Annotated in this window: 23 protein-coding genes and 2 pseudogenes; 20 read left to right on the top strand and 5 right to left on the bottom strand. The window is 61.3% G+C overall.

The window, feature by feature from the left end:
- The first annotated feature begins 9 nt into the window (after positions 1–9).
- The 11 genes from accC to ppc all read left to right on the top strand — a co-directional run bounded on the left by accC (position 10) and on the right by ppc (position 11284).
- Positions 10–1377 (top strand): acetyl-CoA carboxylase biotin carboxylase subunit, encoded by a 1368-nt coding sequence (gene accC / locus AC07XB_RS35300; RefSeq protein WP_492832014.1) that lies wholly within the window; start codon positions 10–12, stop codon positions 1375–1377.
- A gap of 12 nt (positions 1378–1389) precedes the next feature.
- Complete coding sequence (gene pxpB, locus AC07XB_RS35295; protein WP_492832012.1) at positions 1390–2049, top strand: 5-oxoprolinase subunit PxpB; 660 nt, start codon at positions 1390–1392, stop codon at positions 2047–2049.
- Positions 2046–3038 (top strand): 5-oxoprolinase subunit C family protein, encoded by a 993-nt coding sequence (locus AC07XB_RS35290; protein WP_492832011.1) that lies wholly within the window; start codon positions 2046–2048, stop codon positions 3036–3038. Before pxpB ends, AC07XB_RS35290 begins: the two co-directional genes overlap by 4 nt.
- Before the next feature lies 1 nt (position 3039).
- Positions 3040–3453, top strand: coding sequence for an acetyl-CoA carboxylase biotin carboxyl carrier protein (locus AC07XB_RS35285; RefSeq protein WP_492832009.1), 414 nt, complete (start codon positions 3040–3042; stop codon positions 3451–3453).
- Positions 3454–3465: 12 nt separating this feature from the next.
- The gene (locus AC07XB_RS35280; protein ID WP_492832007.1) at positions 3466–4266 is read left to right on the top strand and encodes a LamB/YcsF family protein; all 801 of its coding nucleotides are present in this window, start codon (positions 3466–3468) and stop codon (positions 4264–4266) included.
- 344 nt (positions 4267–4610) lie between these two features.
- Positions 4611–5363, top strand: coding sequence for an SDR family oxidoreductase (locus tag AC07XB_RS35275; RefSeq protein ID WP_492832005.1), 753 nt, complete (start codon positions 4611–4613; stop codon positions 5361–5363).
- Between the two features lie 13 nt (positions 5364–5376).
- Positions 5377–6078 carry an amino acid ABC transporter permease gene (locus AC07XB_RS35270; RefSeq protein WP_492832003.1) on the top strand — a complete coding sequence of 234 codons (702 nt, stop codon included), beginning with the start codon at positions 5377–5379 and terminating at the stop codon, positions 6076–6078.
- Positions 6079–6081: 3 nt separating this feature from the next.
- Positions 6082–6828, top strand: a complete 747-nt coding sequence (locus AC07XB_RS35265) for an amino acid ABC transporter permease (RefSeq protein ID WP_492832001.1) — start codon at positions 6082–6084, stop codon at positions 6826–6828.
- A gap of 24 nt (positions 6829–6852) precedes the next feature.
- Complete coding sequence (locus AC07XB_RS35260; RefSeq protein WP_492831999.1) at positions 6853–7587, top strand: amino acid ABC transporter ATP-binding protein; 735 nt, start codon at positions 6853–6855, stop codon at positions 7585–7587.
- Positions 7588–7621: 34 nt separating this feature from the next.
- Positions 7622–8464: an ABC transporter substrate-binding protein gene (locus AC07XB_RS35255; RefSeq protein WP_492831997.1), complete on the top strand. Its 843-nt coding sequence runs from the start codon at positions 7622–7624 to the stop codon at positions 8462–8464.
- Positions 8465–8509: 45 nt separating this feature from the next.
- A complete protein-coding gene (gene ppc, locus AC07XB_RS35250; RefSeq protein ID WP_492831995.1) occupies positions 8510–11284 on the top strand; it encodes a phosphoenolpyruvate carboxylase in 2775 nt (924 codons plus the stop codon).
- Here ppc and AC07XB_RS35245 read toward each other — a convergent pair.
- Complete coding sequence (locus tag AC07XB_RS35245; protein ID WP_492831993.1) at positions 11236–11958, bottom strand: LysR substrate-binding domain-containing protein; 723 nt, start codon at positions 11956–11958, stop codon at positions 11236–11238. The genes ppc and AC07XB_RS35245 overlap by 49 nt on opposite strands.
- A 139-nt stretch (positions 11959–12097) precedes the next feature.
- Positions 12098–12202: pseudogene (locus tag AC07XB_RS35240) on the bottom strand (hypothetical protein); the annotation flags it as partial.
- 1352 nt (positions 12203–13554) lie between these two features.
- Here AC07XB_RS35240 and AC07XB_RS35235 point away from each other — a divergent pair.
- Positions 13555–13849: pseudogene (locus AC07XB_RS35235) on the top strand (DUF4172 domain-containing protein); the annotation flags it as partial.
- A 166-nt stretch (positions 13850–14015) separates the two neighbouring features.
- On the opposite strand, the gene AC07XB_RS35230 reads toward AC07XB_RS35235, so the two are convergent.
- Together AC07XB_RS35230 and AC07XB_RS35225 are read right to left on the bottom strand one after the other, a co-directional pair.
- Positions 14016–14276, bottom strand: a complete 261-nt coding sequence (locus AC07XB_RS35230) for a hypothetical protein (protein WP_492832042.1) — start codon at positions 14274–14276, stop codon at positions 14016–14018.
- Complete coding sequence (locus AC07XB_RS35225) at positions 14273–14446, bottom strand: hypothetical protein (protein WP_492832040.1); 174 nt, start codon at positions 14444–14446, stop codon at positions 14273–14275. The genes AC07XB_RS35230 and AC07XB_RS35225 overlap by 4 nt, the downstream gene beginning before the upstream one ends.
- Before the next feature lie 938 nt (positions 14447–15384).
- Here AC07XB_RS35225 and AC07XB_RS35220 point away from each other — a divergent pair.
- The 6 genes from AC07XB_RS35220 to AC07XB_RS35195 all read left to right on the top strand — a co-directional run bounded on the left by AC07XB_RS35220 (position 15385) and on the right by AC07XB_RS35195 (position 20981).
- Entirely contained in the window at positions 15385–16728 is a 1344-nt protein-coding gene (locus AC07XB_RS35220) for a short-chain fatty acid transporter (RefSeq protein ID WP_492831991.1), read from the top strand.
- A 63-nt stretch (positions 16729–16791) separates the two neighbouring features.
- Positions 16792–17088 (top strand): YciI family protein, encoded by a 297-nt coding sequence (locus AC07XB_RS35215; protein WP_183035488.1) that lies wholly within the window; start codon positions 16792–16794, stop codon positions 17086–17088.
- An 81-nt stretch (positions 17089–17169) separates the two neighbouring features.
- Positions 17170–18216 (top strand): cyclase family protein, encoded by a 1047-nt coding sequence (locus tag AC07XB_RS35210; protein WP_477134101.1) that lies wholly within the window; start codon positions 17170–17172, stop codon positions 18214–18216.
- A 56-nt stretch (positions 18217–18272) separates the two neighbouring features.
- Positions 18273–18557: a muconolactone Delta-isomerase gene (catC, locus tag AC07XB_RS35205; RefSeq protein ID WP_492831988.1), complete on the top strand. Its 285-nt coding sequence runs from the start codon at positions 18273–18275 to the stop codon at positions 18555–18557.
- A gap of 62 nt (positions 18558–18619) precedes the next feature.
- A complete protein-coding gene (pcaD, locus tag AC07XB_RS35200; protein WP_477134100.1) occupies positions 18620–19399 on the top strand; it encodes a 3-oxoadipate enol-lactonase in 780 nt (259 codons plus the stop codon).
- Between the two features lie 457 nt (positions 19400–19856).
- Complete coding sequence (locus AC07XB_RS35195; RefSeq protein WP_492831986.1) at positions 19857–20981, top strand: Fic family protein; 1125 nt, start codon at positions 19857–19859, stop codon at positions 20979–20981.
- Positions 20982–21467: 486 nt separating this feature from the next.
- On the opposite strand, the gene AC07XB_RS35190 is transcribed toward AC07XB_RS35195, so the two are convergent.
- Positions 21468–21842 (bottom strand): PHA-granule associated protein 4, encoded by a 375-nt coding sequence (locus AC07XB_RS35190; RefSeq protein WP_492831984.1) that lies wholly within the window; start codon positions 21840–21842, stop codon positions 21468–21470.
- A gap of 476 nt (positions 21843–22318) precedes the next feature.
- On the opposite strand from AC07XB_RS35190, the gene AC07XB_RS35185 reads away from it, so the two are divergent.
- Both AC07XB_RS35185 and AC07XB_RS35180 read left to right on the top strand, forming a co-directional pair.
- Complete coding sequence (locus AC07XB_RS35185; protein ID WP_492831982.1) at positions 22319–22642, top strand: H-NS histone family protein; 324 nt, start codon at positions 22319–22321, stop codon at positions 22640–22642.
- A 1028-nt stretch (positions 22643–23670) separates the two neighbouring features.
- On the top strand, positions 23671–24993 hold the full coding sequence (locus AC07XB_RS35180; RefSeq protein WP_492831980.1) for an NAD(P)/FAD-dependent oxidoreductase: 1323 nt from the start codon (positions 23671–23673) through the stop codon (positions 24991–24993).
- Positions 24994–25091 lie beyond the last annotated feature (98 nt).

The following is a 25091-nucleotide window of genomic DNA, read 5'->3' as shown; positions in this document are numbered from 1 at the left end:
AGGTCCGCCATGTTTGACACTGTCTTGATTGCCAATCGCGGGGAGATTGCCTTGCGTATCCAGCGCGCCTGTCGCGGGCTGGGCTTACGCACGGTGGCCGTGTATTCGGAGGCGGATCGCGAAGCCGTCTACGTGCGTCAGGCCGACCAGGCCCTGTGCATTGGCCCAGCGTCGCCCACCCATAGTTACCTTAACCAGGCAGCGCTGCTGGCAGCGGCGCGCGTCAGTGGCGCCCAGGCCATCCATCCGGGCTATGGATTCCTGTCCGAAAACGCCGGCTTCGTCGAACGTGTGACTGAAGCAGGTCTCACTTTCATCGGCCCCAGCGCCGCTTGTATCCGCACGATGGGTGACAAGGTAAGTGCCAAACGCGCAATGCGCGAAGCCGGTGTGCCCTGCGTACCGGGTCCCGACACGTCCCTTCCCGAGGACCCGACCGAAGTGTTGGCGATCGCGCGCGATATCGGTTACCCCGTCATTGTCAAGGCAGCGGGTGGTGGCGGCGGACGTGGCATGCGGGTCGTGCTTCAAGAGACGGGACTGCTGGATGCGCTGGCACTGACGCGCGAAGAGGCGCGCCGTGCCTTCGGCAATCCGGAGGTATATATCGAGAAGTTCCTGACCCACCCGCGCCACGTTGAAATCCAGGTACTGGCCGATGGCCACAACCAGGCGCTATGGCTTGGCAGCCGAGACTGCTCGCTGCAGCGCCGGCACCAGAAAGTCCTGGAAGAGGCGCCGGCACCTGGCATCGATCCCTCGCTGATCGCAGCGGTCGGCGAGCGTTGCGCCGCGGCCTGCCGGCAGATTGGCTACTGCGGCGTCGGTACCTTCGAGTTTCTTTACGAGAACGGGGCATTCTATTTCATCGAGATGAACACCCGGCTGCAGGTCGAGCACCCGGTCACCGAAATGACCTCCGGCATCGACATCGTCCAACAGCAGATCCGCGTGGCACGCGGGGAGCGCCTCACACTGCCACAGGCCCAGGTGGCTTGCCGGGGGCATGCGCTGGAGTGCCGCATCAATGCGGAGCACCCGGAGAGTTTCGCCCCCGCGCCCGGGAAAATCATCGACTGGCAGTTGCCTGGCGGCTATGGCGTACGCGTTGACAGTCATGCCGGCCCCGGCTATCGCGTGCCAGCCCACTACGACTCGATGATTGCAAAGCTCATCGTGCATGGCGCCACTCGCGAGGATGCGCTGGCCCGCATGCGCCTGGCACTGGACGAGATGCAGGTGGGAGGCATCGCCACTAACTTGCCCATGCACCGGGAAATCGTTCGGGACGAGGATTTTGAAAAGGGTGGGGTCGACATCCACCACCTGGAACGTTGGCTGCAGGCGCGCGCCGCGCGGCCTGCCGAGACGCATTGAAGGATCTTGAGCATGACCATCGAAACGGGGACCATCAGCCTCCTGGGCACCACTGCCTTGCTGTTCGAGGCGCCAGGCGAGTTGAGCCTGGCGACCCAGCAACGCCTGTGGGCGCTGGCGCAGGAGGCCGAAACATGGCCCGAGGTGCGCGAAGCCGTACCCGGCATGAATAACCTGATGTTGAGCTTCGTGCGCCCGCCGTCAAGACTGGTGGAAATCGAAACCCGTCTGCGCGAGGCTTGGCTTGCCGTCAGGCCCCTGGCTCGCGACGGGCGCCTGATCGAGCTGCCAGTGATCTATGGCGGCGCACCGGGCCCGCATATGGCCGACGTGGTGAACCACACGGGTCTGTCTGTGGATGAGATCGTCGAGCGCCACAGCGCGCCGCTCTATCACGTCTTTGCGCTTGGCAGCCATCCCGGCTACTGCTACCTCGGCGGCATGGATCCCCGCATTGCCACGCCGCGACGCAAGGTGCCTGTCTTGAGCATTCCCGGCGGCGCGGTGTCCATCGGCGGGGCACAGACAGGCGTTTCGGCCTCCGATGGACCTAGTGGCTGGAACACCATAGGGAGCTCCGAGATGTGTTTCTTTGACCCGCAGAAGAACCCGCCCGCGTTGCTGCAGCCGGGGGATGTACTGCGCTTTCGTGTCGAGAAGGTGATTCGATGATCGAGATCCTCTCTGCCAGCGCGCTGGCCACCGTCCAGGATCTGGGCCGCCTGGGTGCGCTCCGTTGGGGAGTCGGCACTTCGGGGGCAATGGACCCGCTTGCGCTGGCCGCCGGCAACCTCCTGCTGGGCAACGACGAGGGGGCGGCAGGCATCGAAGTGCCGGTCTTCCCATTCGTCGCGCGCTTTACACAGGACTGCCGTTTCGCGCTGACCGGTGCGGATTGTGCCGCGCAACTCGACGATCAGCCGCTGCTGCCGTGGTGGGTGCATGAGGCCAGGGCCGGACAGACCCTGCGCCTGGGGGTGCCGCAGCTTGGTCCCATCCCCGCCTGCCGGGCCTATCTTTGTCTGGCTGGCGGCGTAGACGTGCCGGTAGCCCTGGGGTCACGCAGCACCCAATTGCGCGGTGCCTTCGGCGGCCTCGATGGGCGTGCGCTGAAGCGCGGCGACGTGCTGCAGGCAGTCTCGCCGGGGCTTGGCAAGGGGGCTGGCAGCGCCGGCATCGGCCTGGTGCCGCCGGCTTTCTGCTTGCCGCTGCTGGTGGACGGCGCTGCGGCGATGCGCGTGCTGCCTGCCGCAGAGTATGGGCTCTATACCGAAGCATCGCAGCGCAGCTTCTGGTCCGAGCCCTGGAAAATCACCGCGCAGAGCGACCGTTACGGGTATCGGCTTGCCGGCCCGTCGTTGGCGGCGCGCCAACCGGTCGAAATGCGCTCGCATGGCATTGTGCCCGGCGTCATCCAGGTACCGCCCGGCGGGCAGCCCATCGTGCAGATGCGCGACGCCCAGCCCTCGGGCGGCTACCCCAAGCTGGGCACCGTGATCGAGGCTGACCTGTGGCGGCTGGGGCAGGCGCCGATAGGCAGCCAGGTGCGCTTTGTCGAAACCACGTGGGATGAGGCGGTTGCCGCCTTGGATGAAGTCGAGGGATGGCTAGCCGATGTACGGCGCCTGGTGGGCCTGCACAGCGTGACGGGAGGGCGCTGAGATGGAATCCGAACATATTCGCCAGCTCTGCGCATGGCTTGCGGCAACCGATATTGCCGAGCTCGATCTGCAAGGCCCGGGCGTCCATCTCCACCTGCGGCGCGAAGGCGCCACCGTGCAGGAGATCGTCACGTTGCCGACGCCGACGCCGACAGCGGCCGGTAGTCCCGTGTCGCCTGAAATCGTGCGTGCTGGCTCCGTAGGTGTGTACCGTCACCGCCACCCCCAGCGCAGCGCCCCGCTCGCTGCCGTGGGCACCGCGGTGCGCGCGTCGCAGGCGGTGGGTCTGTTGCAGATCGGGCCGCTGCTGCTGCCGGTGACGGCCCCGCGCGAGGCGGTGGTGCTGGATATTCCGGAGCCCGATGGCGCGGTGGTGGGCTGGGGCACGCCGCTCGTGGTGCTAGGTGCTACCTGACTAGGGGTTTACATGGAAATTGATCTCAATGCCGATCTGGGCGAGGGCTTTGGCCCTTGGCGCATGGGCGACGACGAGGCGCTGATGTCGCTGATTTCTTCGGCCAACGTGGCGTGTGGCTTCCACGCCGGTGACCCGCTCATCATGGACCGTACCGTGCGCCTTGCGCTCCAGCGTGGCGTCGACGTGGGCGCCCATGTGGGCTTCCCCGACCGGCAGGGTTTCGGGCGGCGACTGATGCAGATCGATCTGCCGGAGCTCGCAGCGATGGTCACGTACCAGCTCGGCGCATTGGCAGGCATCGCCCGCGCACAGGGCGGTCGGATGACACACATGAGTTTCCATGGCGCTCTCGGCAACAAGGCAGCAGCCGATCCGGCGTGGGCCGCTCCACTTCTGGAGGCAGTAGCGGCTTTTGATTCAAGCCTCATTATCAGCACTTCCAGCAGCCAGGCGATCGAAGGTGCGGCCGCCAGCCTCGGCTTGCCCGTCGCCGTCAGTTTCCTCGCAGACCGCGCTTACGACGACCAGGGCCTGCTCGTCAGCCGGGCCCTGCCCGATGCGGTGATCCACGACGAAGAGCGGGTACTGGCCCGCGTGCGGCGCCTGTTGACGGAAGGCACGGTCGTGACGCACACCGGCAACGCGTTGCCGATGCGGCCGCGCTCCATCCTTGTCCATGGGGACACGCCGGGGGCTGTTGCGCTCACACTACGTTTGCGAGAAGAAATCGAGTCCCTTGGCGGGCGCATCGTGCCGATCTCGCGGCAGCTCGCGCACGTTCCCGGTGCACCAACATCTAAACAGTATTGATAGGTGGCCAACGCTGAATAGCGTCAGGCCCACGCCATTTCAGGGCATGGCCAGGAGTGGCGCAGGCCCGGACCGACATCTACAGATCGCGATCTGTCCGGGTCACCAAGTCTTCACCATTTTGGCTCGCCTGACTATGCATGGCCGCACGACAATGGTGCGTTATTTTGCAGCGGCACAGCTGGTCATCCTGCTTTTTCGGCCGCATTTCCAGCTAGTAGTATCTGGGCTTCGTATTAGGGTTACCCCGACATAAGAGGGTCCTATCTCGCCAAAGACATTCCATCTTGGCGTAAAAGGCCGGCGCTCGATAAATTGACATCAAGCCATCGTACAGGATTCATATGCCTTTCTCCGACTACAAAACTGCCTTGGTCACTGGCGCTTCTTCCGGCATTGGTGCGGCCGTCGTCGAACGTTTGTGTCGCGAAGGCCTGCAGGTGCATGCCCTGGCTCGTGGCGCAGACGCGCTCGCCGCCCTGGCTGAGCGTACGGGCTGCATCCCGCATGCGATCGACGTGACTGACCTGGCCGGCATTACAAGACTAGCGAAGGAGGTGAGCTTCGACGTCCTGGTCAACAATGCTGGCGTGGATCGCCCTGGCTCCTTGCTCAACGCGGATGCCGATGGCATCGATCTCCTGGTGGACGTGAACCTGCGGGCGGTCCTGCATCTGTGCCGGCTGGTGCTTCCGGGCATGGTAGCGCGCGATCGCGGCCATGTGGTCAACATCAGCTCGATTGCCGGTGCGTATAACTTCGGAGGTAACTCTACCTACCACGCCACCAAAGCAGCGGTGAGCATGCTGTCGCGGCAATTGCGCATTGATGCCTACGGCAAGCGCGTGCGTGTCACCGAGATCTGCCCGGGGCGCGTCGCCACCGACATCTTCGCCCATGTGCATGGCGATAGTGCCGAAACCTATGAGCGCTTCGTCAAGGGCTTCGAGCTGCCGCAGGCCGCCGATATCGCCGACGCAATCGCCTTTGCCATTGCCGCGCCGGTCGCCGTCAATATCGGGCACATGGAGATCACTCCGACGCTGCAGGTGCCCGGTGGCCTCTCTACGATGCGCCCCGAACCACTGCAAGACTGAACGGGGCTGAATCATGCATGGCTTCGATCTGATGGCGATCCTGCTGAACCCCGAGTTCAGCCGTATGCTGATTGAGGGCGTAAAAATGACGCTGTTGATTGCCGGCGGCTCTTGGGCGCTGGCGATGGCGCTGGCCTTCCTGTTACTGACGCTGCGACTGACGCCCAGCCGGCTGGCGGAGCGCTTTGTTGCGGGCTATGTCTCGTACCACTGTAACGTGCCGACGCTGGTCCAGCTGATGCTCTGGTACTTCGGCATCTCCAGCCTGCTGCCGGACCCGATGCAGACGTGGGTTGGGGAGCATCACGCCGAGGTCTTGTTTTCCATCCTCGCACTAGGCTTGTGCCAGGCAGCCTACTTTAGCGAGGACCTGCGCTCCGGCCTTCGCGCAATCCCCCCGGGACAGGAGGAGGCAGCCCGGGCACTCGGCAACAGCTTTCTTGGCGCCATGCGCTATGTGCTGATGCCGCAGGCTGTGCGCAACGCACTGCCGGCATTGATCAACCACAGCGTTTCGCTCTTCAAGAACAGTAGCCTGGCGATGGCCATCGGCGTGTCGGAGATGACCCATGCGGTCAAGGAGATCGAGAACACCAGTTTCCGCGCCTTCGAATCCTACCTTCTTGCGACGATCATGTATCTGGCCTTCTCGCTCCTGATCATGGCCGCCGGTGCTTGGTTGGCCCGCCGCTTCCGCGTCGTGGCAGGGAGATGAACCATGACGACACTGATCGACATCCTGCGGGAAAACTGGTTGCTGCTGCTGATTGGCCAGTACCCGAATGGACCCCTGGGCGGGATCGCTTGCACGCTGATTCTGTCGGTGCTCGGCATCCTGCTGGCGTTTCCGCTGAGCGTGCTGCTGGCGCTGGCGCGGCTGTCGCCCTGGCGCTGGCTCCGTGCACCGGCCACCGCGCTGGTGTATGTGGTGCGGGGAGTGCCTCTGCTGATGATCATCCTGTGGGTGTACTTCCTCGTGCCACTGCTGATCGGGCGCAACGTTTCAGGCTTTACCACGATGCTGTGCACGCTGGTCATCTACGAGGGAGCCTACCTTTGCGAGGTGGTGCGCGCAGGTATCGAGGCACTGCCGAAAGGGCAGATGGAGGCGGCGCGGGCTTTGGGACATAGCTACCTTGGGGCCATGCGGCTGGTGATCCTTCCGCAAGCGCTTTACAACATGCTGCCGAGCATGCTGGCGCAGTTCGTCTCGACTATTAAGGAAACAACGCTCGGCTACGTGATCAATGTGCCAGAGCTGACCTTTGCGGCAAATCAGATCAACAATGCGCTGCTGACCAAGCCCTTCCATGTCTTCTTCCTGCTGGCGGTGATTTATTTCGTCGTGTGCTGGAGCTTGACGCGTGCTGCTCGGGAACTGGAGCTTCGAATCGCGACCAAGCGGGCAGGGAAAGGCTCGACCCTGGCATCCATTGCTCCTCAGCCGTTGGCCGTTGAACCATAAGTGCTCACCAATTGAGTCATCGACATGATCAAGTTCTCTAATGTCTGCAAATGGTACGGCGACTACTGTGCCTTGAACAATATCAACGCGGAGGTCAAGAAGGGCGAAGTCGTTGTGGTCTGCGGGCCTTCTGGCTCTGGAAAATCAACGCTCATCCGCACGGTTAACCGGTTGGAGGAAATCAGGTCCGGCCAGATACTGTTCGACGGGAATGACGTGCATGCGCCAATGAGTAGCGATGCGCTCAACAAGGTGCGCAGCCATATCGGCTTTGTGTTTCAGAGCTTCAACCTCTTTCCCCATCTTTCGGTGCTCGAGAACATCGTACTGTCACCCATGCGAGTACGCGGGGTCCGTCGCGCCGAGGCTCGGGACAAGGCGATGCAGCTGCTGGAGCGGGTTGGCCTGGCAAACAAGGCAGACGCCTATCCGACGCAGCTCTCTGGTGGCCAGCAGCAGCGCGTGGCCATTGCGCGGGCCCTGGCGATGGAACCACCCGCCATGCTGTTCGACGAACCAACCAGCGCGCTTGACCCAGAGATGGTCGGCGAGGTGCTGGCCGTGATGCGTAGTCTGGCAAACGAAGGCATGACCATGATGTGCGTGACGCACGAAATGAACTTCGCACGAGAGGTCGCCGACCGCGTGTGGTTCATGGACGCCGGTTCCATCCTTGAAGTCGCCGAGCCGAATGCCTTCTTTCGTGACCCGCAACACCCTCGCGCAAAACGCTTTTTGTCGGACCTGCGCTCGCATTGAATCATCCCTGTTCCCTAATATTTAGGAGTCTGATATGTCGGTCTATTCCACCGCTGCACGCCTGGCTTTCCTCGCCTGCTTGGGAACCGCTCCTTTTGCGGCCTTGGCCGACCAATGGGCGGAGATACAGAAGAACAAGGAGTTGCGTTGTGGCACCTTCGCCGATGTGCCTCCATTCGCGGCACCGGATCCGAAAACCCGGGAGATGGTGGGCTTTGACGTCGAGATGTGCCAGGCGCTGGCCAAGCGCCTGGGTGTGGTAGCCAAGATCACCCCGTTGTCGGTCGAGGCACGCGTGCCCGAAGTCAAGATGGGCCGGGTCGACGTGACGGTGGCGAACCTGGCTTACACGCTCGGTCGCGCGGAGCAGATCCAGTTCAGCGATCCTTACTACCTCGCCAAGGAGATGTTGGCTGTGAAGGCTAGCGATCCGGGCACGAGCAAGGCCGACTACAAGGGAAAGCGCCTGGCGGCGGCCAAAGGTTCGACCTCCGAGTTGTCGATCAAGATGAACGGGTCGGAGCCGGTGACCTTCCAGGATACGGGCTCTGCCTATATGGCTGTGCAGCAGGGCAAGGCCTTGGGCATCGTGTCCAACACGATGACGGTCACGAAGCTGGTGAATCAGTCGAAGAGCGGTGGCATCGAGCTGAAGATGATCGCCGAGCCAATGACCTACCAGCCGATCGGCGTGGGTATGAAGAAGGGCGAACCGGTGCTGCTGGCCAAGGTGAATGAGGCGTTGCTGGCCATGGACAAGGCAGGCGAGATCAACCAGCTATGGAACAAGTGGCTGGGACCCAACACCGAATACAAGATGGTTCGTGAAGACAAGGTCGTCCCCTTGAGCGAATTGAAGTTCACGCCCATTCCTTGAAATCACTTTCGACGCTCAGGTCCCGCCCAAGTTCCGCTTAAGCCTATGACGAACGATGCCACCGATAAGGACCGCCCCCTCGTTGAAGACATTCGCTTGCTGGGGCGTATCCTCGGTGAGGTGATCCGCGAGCAGGAAGGCAAGGAGGTTTACGATCTGGTGGAGAGGGTACGCCAGCTCTCGGTGGCATACCGGCTCAAGCGTGACGAAGGCGCCGGCAAGGGGCTCGACCAATTATTGAAGAGCCTCTCCAACGAACAGATGCTGAGTGTGATCCGCGCATTCAGCTACTTCTCGCACCTGGCCAACATTGCGGAGGACCAGCACCATGTGCGCCGTCGCGATGTTCATGAGCGCCGGGGCGACTTGCAGACTGGCTCCCTTGCCCTGAGCTTCAAGCGCCTAGCCCAGGCCGATCTGCGCGCCCCCGACATTGCGGACATGCTGAACCGGGCCTACATATCACCGGTGCTTACCGCGCATCCCAGCGAGGTGCAGCGCAAGAGCATTCTGGATGCCGAGCGCGCCATCGCCGAGCTGGTCAGGGAGCGAGACGAACTGCGCATCGCAGCTCAGCGTGACGACAACGAGGAACGCCTGAGGGCACGGGTGACGCAACTCTGGCAGACGCGGATGTTGCGCTATACCAAGCTTACCGTTGCGGATGAGATCGAGAACGCGCTGAGCTACTACCGCTCCACCTTCCTGCTTCAGATTCCACGGCTTTATCGCAGCATCGAGAAGGCGCTGCCCGGACAGGATATCGCCACCTTCTTCCGCATGGGCAACTGGATCGGTGGCGACCGGGATGGCAATCCGTTTGTCAATGCGGAAACGCTTCGCTATGCACTGTCGCGGCAGTCGGAGACTGCGTTGCGCCACTACCTGGCCGAGGTGCACCTGCTTGGGGCCGAACTGTCGATGTCCGACATGCTGGTGGCGGTGACGGACGAGATGGCGGCGCTTGCCGAGCGTTCCGGGGACCGTAACCCGCACCGCAAAGATGAACCCTACCGGCGCGCATTGGCGGGCATGTATTCTCGTTTGGCCGCGACGCTGCGGGAGCGTGCCGGCACCGAAGCACTGCGCCACGCTCTGCCGCCCCAGAGCCCCTATGCCAGAGCCGAGGAATTCCTGGCCGACTTGCAAATCATCGAGTCGTCGCTGCGCCGTCATCGGGGCGAGGCATTGATCGCGGCCCGCCTGGCACCGCTAATGCGCGCTGTGAAGGTCTTCGGTTTCCACCTGGCCACTGTCGACCTGCGGCAGAGCTCCGAGCAACACGAAGCCGTGCTTGCGGAACTCCTCAATGTGGCCCAGGTCGAGAGCGACTACCTGGCGCTCGACGAGACCTCCCGCCGTATCTTGCTCCTGCGGCTGCTGAAGGAGGCGCGGCCGCTACGGGTGTTGGGCGCGCAGTACTCGGACCTGGCCCGATCCGAGCTTGCGGTTTTTGAAGCCGCTCGCGAGATCCTGGCGCGGTACGACCGCCCCGCGATCCGGCACTACATCATCTCGCATACCAGGGACGTCAGCGACCTGCTGGAGGTGTTGCTGCTACAGAAGGAGGCGGGGCTAATGCGAGGAGAGCTCGAGAGTCCGGCGGCAACCTGTGACCTGATCGTGACGCCGCTGTTCGAGACGATTGCCGACCTGCGCAATGCGGCATCCATCATGCGGGCCTTCTATGGGTCGCCTGGCGTGGCTGACCTGGTGAAGCGTTCCGGGGCCGAGCAGGACATCATGCTGGGATACAGCGACAGCAACAAGGACGGTGGTTTTTTCACCAGCAACTGGGAGCTATACAGGGCGGAATTGGCATTGGTGGAGCACTTCGATGCCATGAATGCAATGCACGGGATCACGCTCCGGCTTTTCCATGGCCGTGGCGGTACGGTGGGCCGTGGCGGCGGGCCGCAGTACCAGGCGATTCTGGCTCAGCCGCCTGGCACGGTGAGCGGCCAGATACGATTGACGGAGCAGGGTGAGGTGATCGCATCCAAGTACACCAATCCGGAGATCGGCATGCGTAACCTGGAAACCCTGGTAGCCGCCACCATGGAGGCGACACTTTTACCGGCTTCAGAGGGCGCGCCCACGATCTTCCTGCAGGCCGCGGCCGAAATATCAGAAGCCAGCATGATGGCCTACAGAAAGCTGGTCTATGAAACCCCGGGCTTTTCCGACTACTTTTTCACTGCGACGCCAATCCGGGAGATATCCGATCTCAACATCGGCTCACGGCCGGCCTCCCGTAAGGCAAGTTGGGCGATTGAGGATTTGCGCGCCATCCCGTGGGGCTTCAGTTGGGGCCAATGCCGAGTTGCGATACCGGGCTGGTATGGCTTTGGGAGCGGCATTGACCGCTACCTGGGAGGCTCGGGCAGCCATGGCTATGCCGATCGTTTATCGCTGCTTCGGCGCATGGACGCGGAATGGCCGTTCTTTCGCGCCATGCTTTCCAATCTGGACATGGTGCTGGCCAAATCGGACCTCGGCATCGCATCCCGATACGCGGAGCTGGTCGAGGATCAGCACCTGGCTCGCACGGTTTTCGGGCTGGTCCAGGACGAATACGCACGCACTGGCCGGGCGCTATATCAGATCACCGGTGAGGAGCGGCGCCTGTCCGATAACCCCACGTTGGCGCGCTCGATCGAGCACCGCTTCCCCTACCTCGATCCGCTTAACCACCTGCAGGTGGAGTTGATGCGGCGTCATCGGAATAGTCTGGATGGCGATCCCACGAACGAGCGAGTGCAGCTTGGCATTCATCTGTCGATCAATGGCGTGGCCGCAGGCCTGCGCAATACGGGGTGAGAGAGGCGTGCGGTTGGAGAGTGCGGACGGCGTTGGCGAGACGTTGGCGTGAGGCCCTGTCCAGGCGAGTGTTCCAGGTTGTCGCCCGCGGCGACCTCGGCACGCAGCCAGTTGACGAAGGTGGTCACGCGCGGATCGCTCAGACGTTCTTCCGGGAACACCACGAAGTAAGAGAATTCCACCGGTAGGTGGATCTGCTCGAACAATCGAACCAGCCGCTCTTGCCGGTTCTTCTTGACCAGCGCCACGCCGAGGCCACTGGTGGCGGCATTGATTACCAGGTGGCTCGGCCAGAACGACGGCCCGCGCGATGCGTCCACATCAGTCACGCCCGCATGGCTGAGCCACATGGACCAGTCCGGATTGCTCACATCGGTATAGGTGCTGTCGTCATGTAGCAAGGTGTGGTGCTTCAGGTCGCCCTGTTCCTTGAGCGGGCGGGGCCCGGCCAGCAGCGCGGGGCTGCACGCGGGAATCAACTCGACCGACAAGCACAGCTCGGAATGCAGGCTTGGATAGTTGCCGCGGCCGTAGCGGATGGCCAAGTCGAAATCGTCGCGGTCGAAGTTGATAGCGTGGTTGGGGGTGGAGACCTTGAGGTCGACCGCGGGGTAGTCCTTCATGAAGCGGTCCATGCGCGGGATCAGCCATTTCACGGCAAAGGTCGGCGGCATGTTGACCTTCCGTGCCGGCAGGTCCTTGCTGTGCAGGCGTCGCGTCGGCCAACTGCTTGAACGCCTGCTGCACGCTCGGTAGGTATGCCATGCCGGCTGGTATCAGCACGTGCGACTTGGCCTCGCGTAGGAACAACTGCACGCCAAGGTTTTCTTCCAGCGTCTTGATCTGGTGGCTGACGGCGGACGGCGTGACCGTAGAGCTCGTCAGCCGCCCGCGTGAAGCTGAGATGCCGGGCCGCAACCTCGAAGCTCGTAGAGAATTCAGAGGGGGGTATTTGTCGCGTCATGCGGGTCTTTCCAACGGAAACCAAAAGCAAGGGATCGAAAAGGCTGGCCTGGACGGCAATGCACCAAAACCAGGGTATGGCCCGGACCGACGGGCGACACCAAGTTTGCCGGATTAGCAGTTAGCGCTTTCAGATGGAATAGGGATGAGCCCCGAGGGGGCAAGGCGAGAGGAAAGGGACAGAAGCACGGCCTGCGGGTCGCGCCCCGGGACGCTAGTCGCCGATGTCAAGCGTATCCCACCGGCTGCCGTGTCGTCCGCGTCATGAAAACGCAGCAGTATGAGCGCGGTGGGTGATCACACGGCGAGGTTCTCTTGGGCTCCGTATTCGACTTGCCGGCCAAGTTGGCTGAGTTCAATGGGATCTCCTTTCTGCCGGACTCATAATCCGGTTCGACGGCCATCACGCTATGTTCAGAAGCTGCAGCGCCTCTCCTTTGGTGTCGGCTCGCACGGTCGTCATGCAGTTCTCCATTCGCATTCGTTCGCACAGGCAGATCGTCTGCCTGCTTCCGTCACCTATCGGCGCCGATCTTGCAGAGCATCATGGCAGGGGTATCGGTCATTGCTTGCAGGCACTGGTACCTATCTTGAAAGGGGTTGCAACGATGGTATGTGCGGGGAATCTGGCGCTGGCATGCCGGTGTGAGGATGCACGGGAGCGTGCCGAATATCCTTTGTGAGGGTCCTCTTGGCTATTAAAATGCAATTAATCGCCTGGATTTCCTCTCCAACCTTAAACCGGGGTTTGGCGGCACCGACCATTTGGCAGGTGAGCGGTGTGGTGTGAGGGGCGGCCGGAAGGGCCTTCAGCGAGAGCGTGACATGTCCAATTCGCTGACGCGCCTGCGTGGCTTCGTGCCGCGCATCGCGCTCGCTGTGCAAATAGGCTGGTGGATCGAAGCGCCCTCCCATCTCAAGTGGCGAACATTGTCCTATCCGTCCGCCGTCCCAGCAAAACTAAACCGCGCTTGCCGGGCGTCGGGGAAACGGATTCCTTCTCGACATGAATATCTGTTGGGAGTGCCGGCGCCTGAGTCCAATGGAACCGCATCCTGCTTCATGTGGGTCTTTTTCCCGCGGTGGCACCGATCCGGTGCCGTACCGATCACGCACGCGCTGGGCATGTGCCTGGATCGTGCCCGTACTAGGTGACCGTCCCGCTCGCCTTCCTGCAGTGAATATCAGGGCTATCACCGTACTATATGCAGTGAATAACTTGCGTCTGCGGAGAAAGCAGTTCATAAGCTCCGCATGGAAAGCGGAGATTAGACATCTGGTAGGCCAATGACTGGCCAAGCTGACACTTGGCGGCCCTGGCAGGGTCGATGGCCGAGGTTAGTCGCGCCCAAGCATTGCTGATGGGGCGCTTATCTGATGTCGGCATGGCGCTGCGCGATCAGGCGAGTTTCGCGGTCGCTCACGGAGGACGTGGTCAAGACCAGTGAGATCGAGGGCGAACAGCTCAGTGTCGCATCCGTGTGTTCGTCCATCGCCCGCCGCTTGGGCGTGGACATCGGCGCACTGGCCACAGTCTATCGTCACGTCGAAGGCGTGGTTGAAATGGTGCTCGACGCGACCACCAATTGCCATGCACCGGTTCCTTGCATCCATTTGACGACGACAACGGCCATATACCCCGTACGCGCGTGGCGCGTGCCGATAGCAGCCCACAGCGTTTCCACAGCCTGTCAGCTCAGATCCACGCGAACACCTCACTTTTGCGGAAACTATTGCTTACATTCGAGCTGCAATGCAGTGCGTATTCTTATTCTAAATGGAGGTCAAAATAAATCAGGAAAGACTTATGAAATCCATTCTTGTGATGCTTGCCGCTTCTGTAGCGCTGCTCGGCGGCTGCGTTGTGGCGCCGTACGGTGATGAGCACCGCGGCGGCGGTTACTACGGCGGAGAACCCCACGGGGATCATGATAAGGACCATGGCGATCGCGATCACGGTGATCGGCGGAACTACGGTGGAGATCGCGATGGGCGACACGATCAGTACTAAATTTCGAGCTGTGGTCATGCACGGTCCTTTTTGTTGAGCGAGTCGGCCACGCCGGCGCACTTCGTCTTGTACTTAGGCGGCTTTGGCAAGTGCTGCATGTCGGCCATCGGGTGTGCCAGCACGTCCATCTGCGCACACGGCCACATGCGGTCGGTGTCGCGCTCGCGGATATTCGACGCCTCGTCCAACGTGTATCTGCCTCCCTCGTTGAGTCGCGTGATATCGCCGCTGTGGTCCTTGCCTCACCACATCACGCGGTTGCGGACGAACTGGTGGAACATCGGCACTGCGGGCGACGGTTCACTGCCCGTAGCAGACAGCACGCCCTGGGGCCATGTGGGTTGTGCAGCCGGCGGCGTACCAATCGCCGCCTGTCTTCGTGGCGGCCGGTTGCCCGCAGAAGGGGCATGGATTCAGCTTCTCGGCGCCCTTAGATATGGCTGGGTCCATTGGCGGTTGCGGCGTCGACGCACCTCCGAACGGCGTTGATAGTAAGTTTCCCTTGGCCTCGGAATGCTGCGCGGATGCGTCGCTGCGATTCTGTCAACGATTCACCGTTGGGATCGGCTACCAAGGCGCGGAAGGACGCAACGAAACGCTCCACATTGCGTTTGTGCTCTTGCGCAATCAGGAACCGCTCGGTATCTGCGCCTCAGCCGCCAGCATCTTCCACGATCTGGCTCAGGGCGCGCTTGTTCTTGCCGGGCTGCGCTGTGGCCAAGAGGGCGTGGGCCTTCCCTTTCATCCATCCATGGCGTCGTGGCGGGCGCGGGTGACGCGGTCGTATGGAAACGCGTTCGTCGACCTCTGTAATCTGGGCAGAACTTGAACTCAACAGTCTATTCATACATAGACATAGCCTCATGAATCCCGCGATCCATTTCATCGAGGCTGCGGGCGAGTTTCGGCTAACGAGACAATGCTCCTCTCCGACCGGGTCTCGTTGGACTCGCAATGTCGCGCTGCACAAATTTCGTATATTTTCGTAAACCGCAATAATTCGCTGTTTTGTTGACTTGACGCCACAAACCTAAGCGTCTAGGATGCGCGCAACCGCCACATAGGTTCGCATATAGAACTAATGTTCGATATACGATGAGTTTGGCTACATTTAGGGGACAGTGAAGTGAACAAGATTGCCGGGTTCTTTACAGAACTGATGCGCCGGTATTTGCCGGATCCGTTTGTTTTCGCCATCGGGCTGACGCTGCTGACGATGGTTATGGCGATGCTAGTGCAAGGCCAGGCCGCGCCCGCCGTGATAGTTAGCTGGGGCAAGGGCTTCTGGAATCTGCTCGCGTTCACTACACAGATGGCGGTGATCTTGGCCATGGGCTACGTGCTGGCCACCGCGCCACTGACCGACCGCCTGCTCGACCGGATCGTCGGCAAGGTCAACACGCCGCACGGCGCCATCATCGTCGCCACCCTGGTGGGTGGCATCGGCAGCTACCTGAACTGGGGCTTCGGTCTGGTCATCGGCGGCATCATCGCCAAGAAACTGGCCCGCCGCGTCAAGGGTGTGCACTACCCGCTGATCATCGCCTCGGCCTATAGCGGCTTCACGATGTATGGCCTCGGCCTGTCGGCCAGCATCCCGGTGCTGATCTCCACCAAGGGGCACCCAATGGAAAAGCTGATGGGCGTGATCCCCTTGTCGGAAACCATCTTTTCCACGCCGATGCTGCTAACCAGCCTGGCGGTCATCGTCACGCTGCCGCTGCTCAATGCCTGGCTGCACCCACGCGACGCCAAGGACGTGGTCGAGTTGGACACGCGCGCCGAGGACAAGGCCGAGGCTGCCGCTGCCGTCTCGCACAGCATCGGCGGCGACGGCACACTGGCTTGGCGCATGAACAACAGCCGGTTGCTGAGCCTCGTGATTGGCGTGTGCGGGCTCGCGTACGCCGTGCTGTACTTCACGCAGGGGGGCACACTGGACCTGAACCTGATCAACTTTCTGATCCTGTTCATCGGCGTGCTGCTGCTGGGCACGCCTGTCAAGTACGTGGCGAAGCTCAACGAGGGCATCAAGACGATCTCCGGCATCATCCTGCAATACCCGTTCTACGCCGGCATCATGGCGATCATGGCGGGCTCGGGCCTGGTCGATACCATATCGCGCGTGTTCGTCGATATCGCCACGCCGCAGACGCTGCCGTTCTGGGGCCTGGTCAGCTCGTTTGTGATCAACTTCTTCGCGCCGTCGGGCGGTGGTCACTGGGTGATCCAAGGTCCGTTCATGATCGACGCCGCCAAGGCGATCGGTAGCTCCGTGAGCCAGACCTCGATGTCGGTGATGCTTGGCAACGCCTGGAACGATCTTGTGCAGCCGTTCTGGATCCTGCCCGCGCTGGCGCTGTCCAAGCTCAGCCTGAAGGACGTGATGGGCTATACCGTCATCATGATGTTCTGGGTGGGCTTCATCTTCATTGTGTCGATGCTCTTGTGGGGCGCGCAGATCGTCTGACGCCACGTCCGCTCTTTTTTGCCACGGCCCGCCGCCGGCGGGCCATTGACCAGGCGATGCGAGATGCCTTACTTTATCGAGACTTGGGACAAGCCGAACCACCAGACGGTCCGCCAGGCGACCCGCCAAGTCCACCTCGAGTTCCTTGAGCAACACAAGCAACTGCTGCTCGCATGCGGTGCCAAGCTGAACGACGACGGCAGCGATGCGGGCGGCGGTGTCTATATCATTGATGTCGATACGCGCGAAGCAGCCCAATCCTTCATCGACGCCGACCCCTTCACGAAAGCCAGCCTGTTCGCCGAGGTCCGCATCACGCGCTGGCGCAAGGCCTATCTCGACGGCACCTGCTGCCTCTGAACCGCAATCAACGACAGGCCTCGGCGCCACGCGCGCGGCATGACATCATGCCGCCCCAGCCCGCTACTGGAAACGCAAGCCATGCGATGGAAGAATCGGCCGGAAGGCTCCAACTGGGGCGACTTTGGCCACGACGACCAGCTTGGTCGCCTGAACCTGCTCACCGCCGAGCGGATCCGCGCCGCGGCGCGCGAAATCCGCACCGGCCAGCGCTTCTGCCTGTCATTGCCGCTGGACTATCCCGGCGGCAACGGTCTCAACGTCCGGCGACATCCGCCGGTACTGCGCCCCACGTACCGTGAGGATATCGCGTACGTCAACTTTCCCCTCACCAAGGTGGATCCTCGCGCGACCGACGTGCTCAGCGACGACCAAGTGTTGTTGTCGCTCCAATATTCGACCCAGTGGGATTCGCTGGCCCATGTCGGCGCCCTGTTCGACGCCGACGGCGATGGCGTGCCGGAGCGCGTCTACTACAACGGCTACCGTCCCAATGCTGACATCGTCGGACCGGTCGACTACCGAGAGGACGATGGTTTCGCTGCTCACGCTTGCGGACATGATCACAGCCGCGCCAATGCGCTGGGCATCGAGACCCTGGCCGAGCACAGCATCCAGGGCCGTGGCGTGTTGGTTGACCTGGCCGAGTATTTTGGGCGGGAGTTCCGGACGATTGGCTACGATGACCTGATGCGCTTGATGGAGGCCCACCAAGTCGATGTCGAATCAGGCGACATTCTGGTACTGCGCACCGGCTTTGCCGAGATGGTGCTGGAAATGCAGCGCGAACCCGACCCTCATCGCTTGCACAACAGTTGCGCCGCGCTAGATGGCCGCGACGAACGGCTGCTGCAATGGATCACCGACTCCGGCATCGCCGCCATCGCGGCCGATAACTACGCGGTCGAACGATTCCCGGCGCGCGAGGCGGCCGGCGCTGCGCCGGCGTTGCCGCTGCACCACCATTGCCTGTTCAAGCTGGGATTGCCGCTTGGCGAACTCTGGTACCTGCGCGAGTTGGCGACGTGGCTGCGCAGCCACCGCCGCACGCGCTTTTTCCTCACCGCGCCGCCGTTGCGGTTGCCGGGCGCAATGGGTTCGCCCGTCACACCCGTCGCCACCGTTTAGGCATTAGGCACCGGTCACCCCAATATCCCCAATACCGCTAGCAAAAGGAGACCTCTATGTTGTTCATGGCCGAAATGACCGTCCGCATTCCGCACGATCTCGATCCGCAAGTCGCCGAGACACTGAAGGCGAACGAAAAAGCGCTGTCGCAGCAGTTGCAGCGGGAAGGCAAGTGGCGCCATCTGTGGCGTGTGGCTGGAAAGTACGCCAACGTCAGCATCTTCGATGTGCGCGACAACGACGAGTTGCATACGCTGCTGACGTCGCTGCCGCTGTATCCGTACATGGAGATCAGCGTCACGGCGCTGGCCCAGCACGGCTCGGCCATTGCCCAGAACTAAGACTGCCGTTCCGTCAATCCGGCGCGCGCCTTGTCCGTCGCGCCCTTAACCTGCTATCGTTCATGCCCTTTGCTGAATTTTCCGGCGTGCGCCTGCACTACCGCCTCGACGGGGACGACACGCTTCCCGTTCTCGTTCTGGCCAATTCGCTTGGCACCAACCTCGACATGTGGAATCCGCAGATCGAGGCCTTCGCTAAACACTTCCGCGTGCTGCGCTACGACACGCGCGGCCATGGCCAGTCGTCCGTCACGCCTGGTCCGTACACGATCCCGCAGCTCGGCGAAGATGTGATCGCATTGCTCGACGCATTGAAGATCGATCGCGCGCATTTCTGCGGCCTCTCGATGGGCGGTATCACGGGCATGTGGCTTGCGTTGAACCATGCCGGCCGATTCGACAAGGTTGTGCTGTGCAACACGGCTGCCTATATTGGCCCACCGGAAAACTGGACGAATCGCGCAGCCGCGGTGGAACGCGACGGTGTGGGTTCGATCGCCGACGCCGTGGTCGACAAATGGCTGACGCCGGGCTATGCCGCGGGCCAGCCGGCGTTGGTGCAATTGCTGCAAGCCATGTTGTCCGCCACCGATGCCGCCGGCTACGCCGCCAACTGTCGCGCGGTGCGGGACTCGGATCTGCGCGATACCGTGGCGGGCATTACCCGCCCGACGCTGGTGATCGCCGGCTCCGGCGACATCCCCACGCCGCCGCGCGACGGCCAGTATTTGGCGCAGACGATTCCGGGCGCACGTTATGCCGAACTGGACGCAGCGCACCTTTCGAACCTCGAACAGGTCGAACGGTTCACGGACACCGTGCTGGAATTCTTGCAGAATTGAGCTGTTCTGGCTGGAATGCTAGGGAGGCACCTCCCAGCGGAGGACTGCGGAGTGAGAGCCGAACGGGGGGCTTTCGCATCAGGGGGACGCCCACTTCATCCACGCTATGCGAGATGTACCGTTCTGAATGGCCAGGATTTACACAATTTCAAGCATTGGTATCCGCCTGAAAGTCGAATCGATGGATTTGTGGCTGCAACTCCTGCGTTATAGAAGGCGGCCTCGATTTGGCCATTGGGCGGCCAGAAGGGTATTCAGCGTGAGCGAGACGCCCGCCCAATCCGCTGCCGGTACGACATCGGATTGGTGCCACCGTGGAAACAGCCCACGCGAAGCTGGGTTCCCGTGCTCGGTGATCGTTCCGCTTTGCCTTCCTGCGGTGAATGCCAGGGTCTATCACCGTATTATGTGCGGTGAATAACTTGCGGCTGCGGAGAACGTGGCTCATAATCTCCGCATGGAAAGCGGAGATTGTGCATATATCTGGCAGGCCAGTGAGTGGCCGAGCTGGCACTACGATCTGGCGGCCCTGGCAAGGCCAATGGCCGAGGTTAGTCGCGCCCAAGGACTACTGATGGGGCGCTTGGCTGATGTCGGCATGGCTCTACGCGATCAGGCAAGTCTCGCGGCGCTCACCGAGGACGTGGTCAAGACCAGCGAGATCGAGGGCGAACAGCTCAGCGTCGCATCCGTGCGTTCGTTCATCGCCCGTCGCCTGGGTGTGGATATTGGCGCACTGACCCCGGTCGATCGTCGCATCGAAGGCGTGGTCGAAATGGTGCTTGACGCGACCGCCAATTGCCATGCACCGGTCACTCGGGAGCGATTGTTTGGCTGGCATGCCGCACTGTTCCCCACCGGCTACTCTGGCCTTGCGCGGATCAAGGTCGGTGGCTGGCGTGACGACACCAGCGGTCCGATGCAGGTGGTGTCCGGCCCCATCGGCCGGCAACGTGTGCATTTCGAAGCGCCGCCAGCCAATCGCCTGGAAGCTGAAACAAGCCAGTTTCTCGACTGGGTCAATCATGCATCGAACGATCCACCTCTGCTAAAGGCTGGCCTCGGCCATTTATGGCTCGTCACCCTGCATCCGTTTGACGACGGCAACGGCCGTATAGCCCGTGCGATCGGCGACCTGCTGCTGGCGCGTGCCGATGGCAGCCCACAGCGTTTCTACAGCCTGTCGGCACAGATCCAGCGGGAGCGCAAGGCCTACTACGATATTCTGGAGCGGACCCAGAAGCGGTCGATGGATGTCACCGAGTGGCTGGCCTGGTTCCTTGATACGCTGCATCGCGCCCTGGATCAGGCGCAGAACACCCTTGATGCTGTGCTGATCAAGACGCGGTTCTGGCAGCGCTGGGCTACCACGCCACTGAACGAGCGGCAAGTGAAGCTGCTCAACCGACTGCTCGATGGCTTCGAAGGCAAGCTCACCAGCTCCAAGTGGGCGGCGATCGCCAAATGCTCCCCGGACACCGCGCTGCGTGACATCACTGATCTGCTCGCACGTGGCGTCTTGCGGAAATCGGATGCAGGCGGGCGCAGTACCAGCTATGAGTTGGACGACCTATCCGAGTAGGCGCGCCGCCGACCGATCTAGTAGCGAGCGCGCTGACGCCGAGGCACAAGATCCGATGCACGGTGACTACAGCGAATGTCGAGGGCAATGTGGATGATGTGCTTACCGAACGACTGTTGCACCAGCGTCGTCCAGCTCATGCGCTGTTCAAGTTGACCGTGGGAATACGTAGAGTGCTGTGCGGAGGCCGGGTAGTTGAGTACTGTCTTGTCGTATGTCTGATGCGTCGCATAAGGCGCTTCGTAACGTGCGCGTTGGGAATGCACCAGTGCAACATTGACCGTTTGGGACGCCCGTCTTTGCGTTGAGCGCACGTCATCTGCTTTGCCTGCACTCGAAGTAGCAGCGTAACGATCAGCGGCCCCAAGGTTATGACCTGACAATAGTTACACGGCACATTGCACCTTTTTGGGGCAGCCTGTACTCGAAGGCGTTTTCTGCACTAACGTGTCAAGTCCGGTGGCAGGGTACCAGGGGGAAACGTATTTAATCTTCCCATACCGCTTCCACTTCCCGCATCAAACGCCCGGCAAGGATATAGTCCCCTAGTTTGGACGCCTTTGACTCCAAGCTCTCCAGCGCAGCTGTCGGCATTTCGCTCAACTCAAACTGGCAATAGAGGTTTCGCTGCCGGAAGGTCGCTTTTGGCCGCATTAGGCCGGCAACCAATGCCATTGGAGATTTGACTGCGATGTTCTCTTGCCCGCGATATTCCACGCGTATCCCTGCCTTCTGGCCGAGCCGACCAAGCTCAATCGCATCTTGCCAGCCAGCCTCATAGTCCAGTTCCACCACCGTCACGCCTTCTGTCCCGAGGAGTCTTAGTGCCTCTCCTTTGGTGCCAGCTCGAGCTGTCGCCATTCACTTCTCCACTCACTTTCTCAGCGTATATGGGCCACGCCCTGCGCCATCATAGTATTGTAGCCGCCGGCGGGGCCTTGAGCTCGATGGCTACCCCGGCGATTGACAGGTGCAGGCACTGCGGAGTGCGGGGGCGGACTCGGTGGCACAAGGAGAGAGGGGAGCTGCGATTTCTTCGCTCTTCTGGAACACCGTTCATTCAGCTAGTTGGATGTTCGCCCTGGCCAGAATCTCCCAGTGCCACGGTCACAGCGAGGGCCTTGTTGGTTTCTTGTTCAGCAATCTCTGCTTGGGGTAGCCGACTATCGCCGATATGCTTGTTTGTCCGTACATCATTCCGCACATTGGCTGCCTGCTCTAGATTCACTCGCTAAAATACGGGCTTAATGTACCCGGCGGACTAAAAGCAAGGAGTTGGTGAAAGTTCGGTGATGTGCTGTAGGATATCGAACTGTTCTTAATTGATGGAGACCGACATGGCTACCTACAAACAATTGCTGGCAGAAAAAGAAAAGCTCGAAACCCAACTCGCTGAGCTTCGTCAAAGCGAGGTCGCTGGAGTTATCGCGAAGATCCAGGGTTTGATGGCGGAGTACGAACTTACCGTTGAGGACTTGGCTCCGAAACGACGCCGTGGGCGCCCGGTAGCTAGCGATCAGGCTAAGGCTCCGGCAAAAGAGAAAACCTCGCTGCCGCCAAAGTACATGGACCCGAAGTCCGGCGCCACTTGGACCGGGCGTGGTCGTGCACCGGCGTGGCTGGGGAAGAATCGCGACAAATTTCTGATTCCAGAGGCGTGAGCAGGCGCACCGGAATCCGTTTGCCGAGTTGAAATTCCTTGGTCTGAGGCGTTGCTGTCAAAGCTGTCTCTTGGCGTCAGCGGCGCGGCAATATCTCCGCATGTCTAGGTTTGCCCGCTCTCTATTGCGCTTCTTTCATATCGCAGTATTAGTGGAGCGGGTCGTCGTTTTTGCGCGTGCTGAGCACTATTGAGAGATGGATTTATTGCGGTCCGTCCTCGCCTCGCTAGTGACTCCCGCGTCAGACAAGGCGCCCCAGAGAATGGCTTGCAACCGGAGAGTTGATCAAGCGCGGCACGCGCATCAACATCAAGGCATCGAAGCAGTAACGCTGTTTTCCCTCTGGGGTTTAACGGGAGCCCGGCAGAAAAAGGGGTGTGGGCGGCAGGGTTGGCGCCCACACCCTCGAGGAATGGCAACACGGGGTCAGTCAAGTCGCCGTTGGCAAGTATGTTGCATTGCAGTGGTTTCAGTATCCCACTAATGGAGGGATTGTCCGAGGGGGAAAAATAGTCCCCCGACAAATGGCTGGGGAGGTTGGGAAGGGCCGCGCGATGATAAGAGAGCCTACCGCTTGCAGTGCCCAGCAATCACTTGACCTTGCCCAATCGGGACCTGGTGCGACCAACGTACTCGCTAGTAGTAGAATCCCGTCCGCGCCGACGATCGGGTCAAGAATGCTCAGGGCAAGTGGGGCGCTGGGCAGGAGGACGGTGGCATCCGAGACGCTCCCAGCTGCGCGCGCCTGGCCTGTCAGCGCTCTTCTACGTTGGCGGTGTGCTCAGCGTGCCGGTCAATGTCGTCATCGGGGTGCTCTGGATCGGCCTGAAGGCACTTCCCGGGCCGCTGTGAGTGGTGGCACAGGCGTCGGCCAGGGTTCTGATGTTTCAGCCTGATATCCCTGGGCGCATAGGAGAATAGGACCAGATGGCCGTGATCGGCCAACCCTGATTCCCCTGCGAATCGCCATGCCAGGCTCACTATGTGTATAGAATGGCGGCTGCTCTTCCCGGGCAGCTAACTTATCAATGCAAGCCATACGCAAACGACCGGCTATCGACGGTGATCTCGGCTGGTATGAATCGTCACCTTCCCGTCATTCCCGTCTCGGAGCGCGCTTCAAGGGGGAACAGCATTTCGATGTCGCCATTGTAGGGGCCGGCTTCACCGGCCTCTCGCTGGCACGCCGGCTGGCGGAGCTCCGCCCGCAGGCAAGGATCGCCCTCATCGATGCACTCGATATCGGCCAGGGCACTTCGGGCCGTAACGCGGGCTTTCTGATCGATGTTCCGCACAACGTGGATGCTGGACAGCCGGATGTCGAATACGAGCGCCAGCTGTTCGCGCTGAACAATTTCGCCATTAGCCAGTTGCGCGGCCTGAAAGAACGATACCGCATCGATTGCGGTTGGCACGACGCGGGGAAATACATGTCGGCGCACGAGGATGGCAACCTTGCCAGGCTCGAGTGCTTTGTCGATTCCCTGAAGGCCGCTGGCTTTAAATTTGAAGTTCTGGAAGGACAGGTACTCTCCCGGCGGCTCGGCACCGGCTATTACAAGGCGGCGGTCTATACGCCCGGTAACGTGCTGGTAAATCCTGCGGCCTTGGTTCGCGGTCTCGCTGCGACGCTGCCGGACTCAGTTACGCTATTCACGGCGAGCCCGGTAGTGGCCTGCGACTACGGGCCCGTCCATACCCTGAGGTTCCTGGGCGGCACCTTGCGTGCTGACATGCTGGCGCTAACCGTCGGCAGTTTCAGCGGAGCATTTGGCCGCGTCGGGGACCGGCTGGCTTCACTCTTCACCTATGCGAGCCTGACCGAACCGTTATCCGACAGCGAAGTCGCAGCCCATTTCAGCGGGGTACGGCCCTGGGGAACCACATCGGCGCACCCGGCCGGCACCACCGTCCGCTACACGCCTGACGGGCGCATCTTTGTGCGCAACACGTTTCACCTTCAGCCTTCGCTGCGTAGCAGCGACACCTGCCTGCAGGCCGCATGGGCGAAGCACCGCCGGTCATTCGAGGCGCGTTTTCCCATCATTGCCGGAAAGCATTTCGAATACACGTGGGGCGGGCTCATCAGCATGACGCTCAACCATCATTCCGTGTTCCGCAAGGATGGAGACAACTTCTTCAGCACTGTGGGCTGCAACGGTGTTGGCGTCGTCAAGGGCACGTATCTCGGCCACTTCATGGGCGACTACATGAACGGCATGCGGAGCAGGGAGCTTGATTTCATCATGGCAAACAGCCATCCAAGCTGGATGCCGCCCGAACCTTTCAAGCGGATCGGTGCATCGCTTCGCCTCAGGAGTGAAGTAGCAGGCGCAGGCGGGGATATCTAATCTTACTGTGTCATAAAAATTAGTGCATTATATGTACTTCTTCATTCGAAGTGGAGAGTGCATGAGCACGAGCGACCGATTTGCGCAGTACATGAACT

It is taken from the genome of Cupriavidus sp. GW821-FHT02F09, from assembly GCF_059421605.1.
Note: the sequence above shows the minus strand (reverse complement) of the source record. Positions and strands in the feature narration are given on the sequence as shown.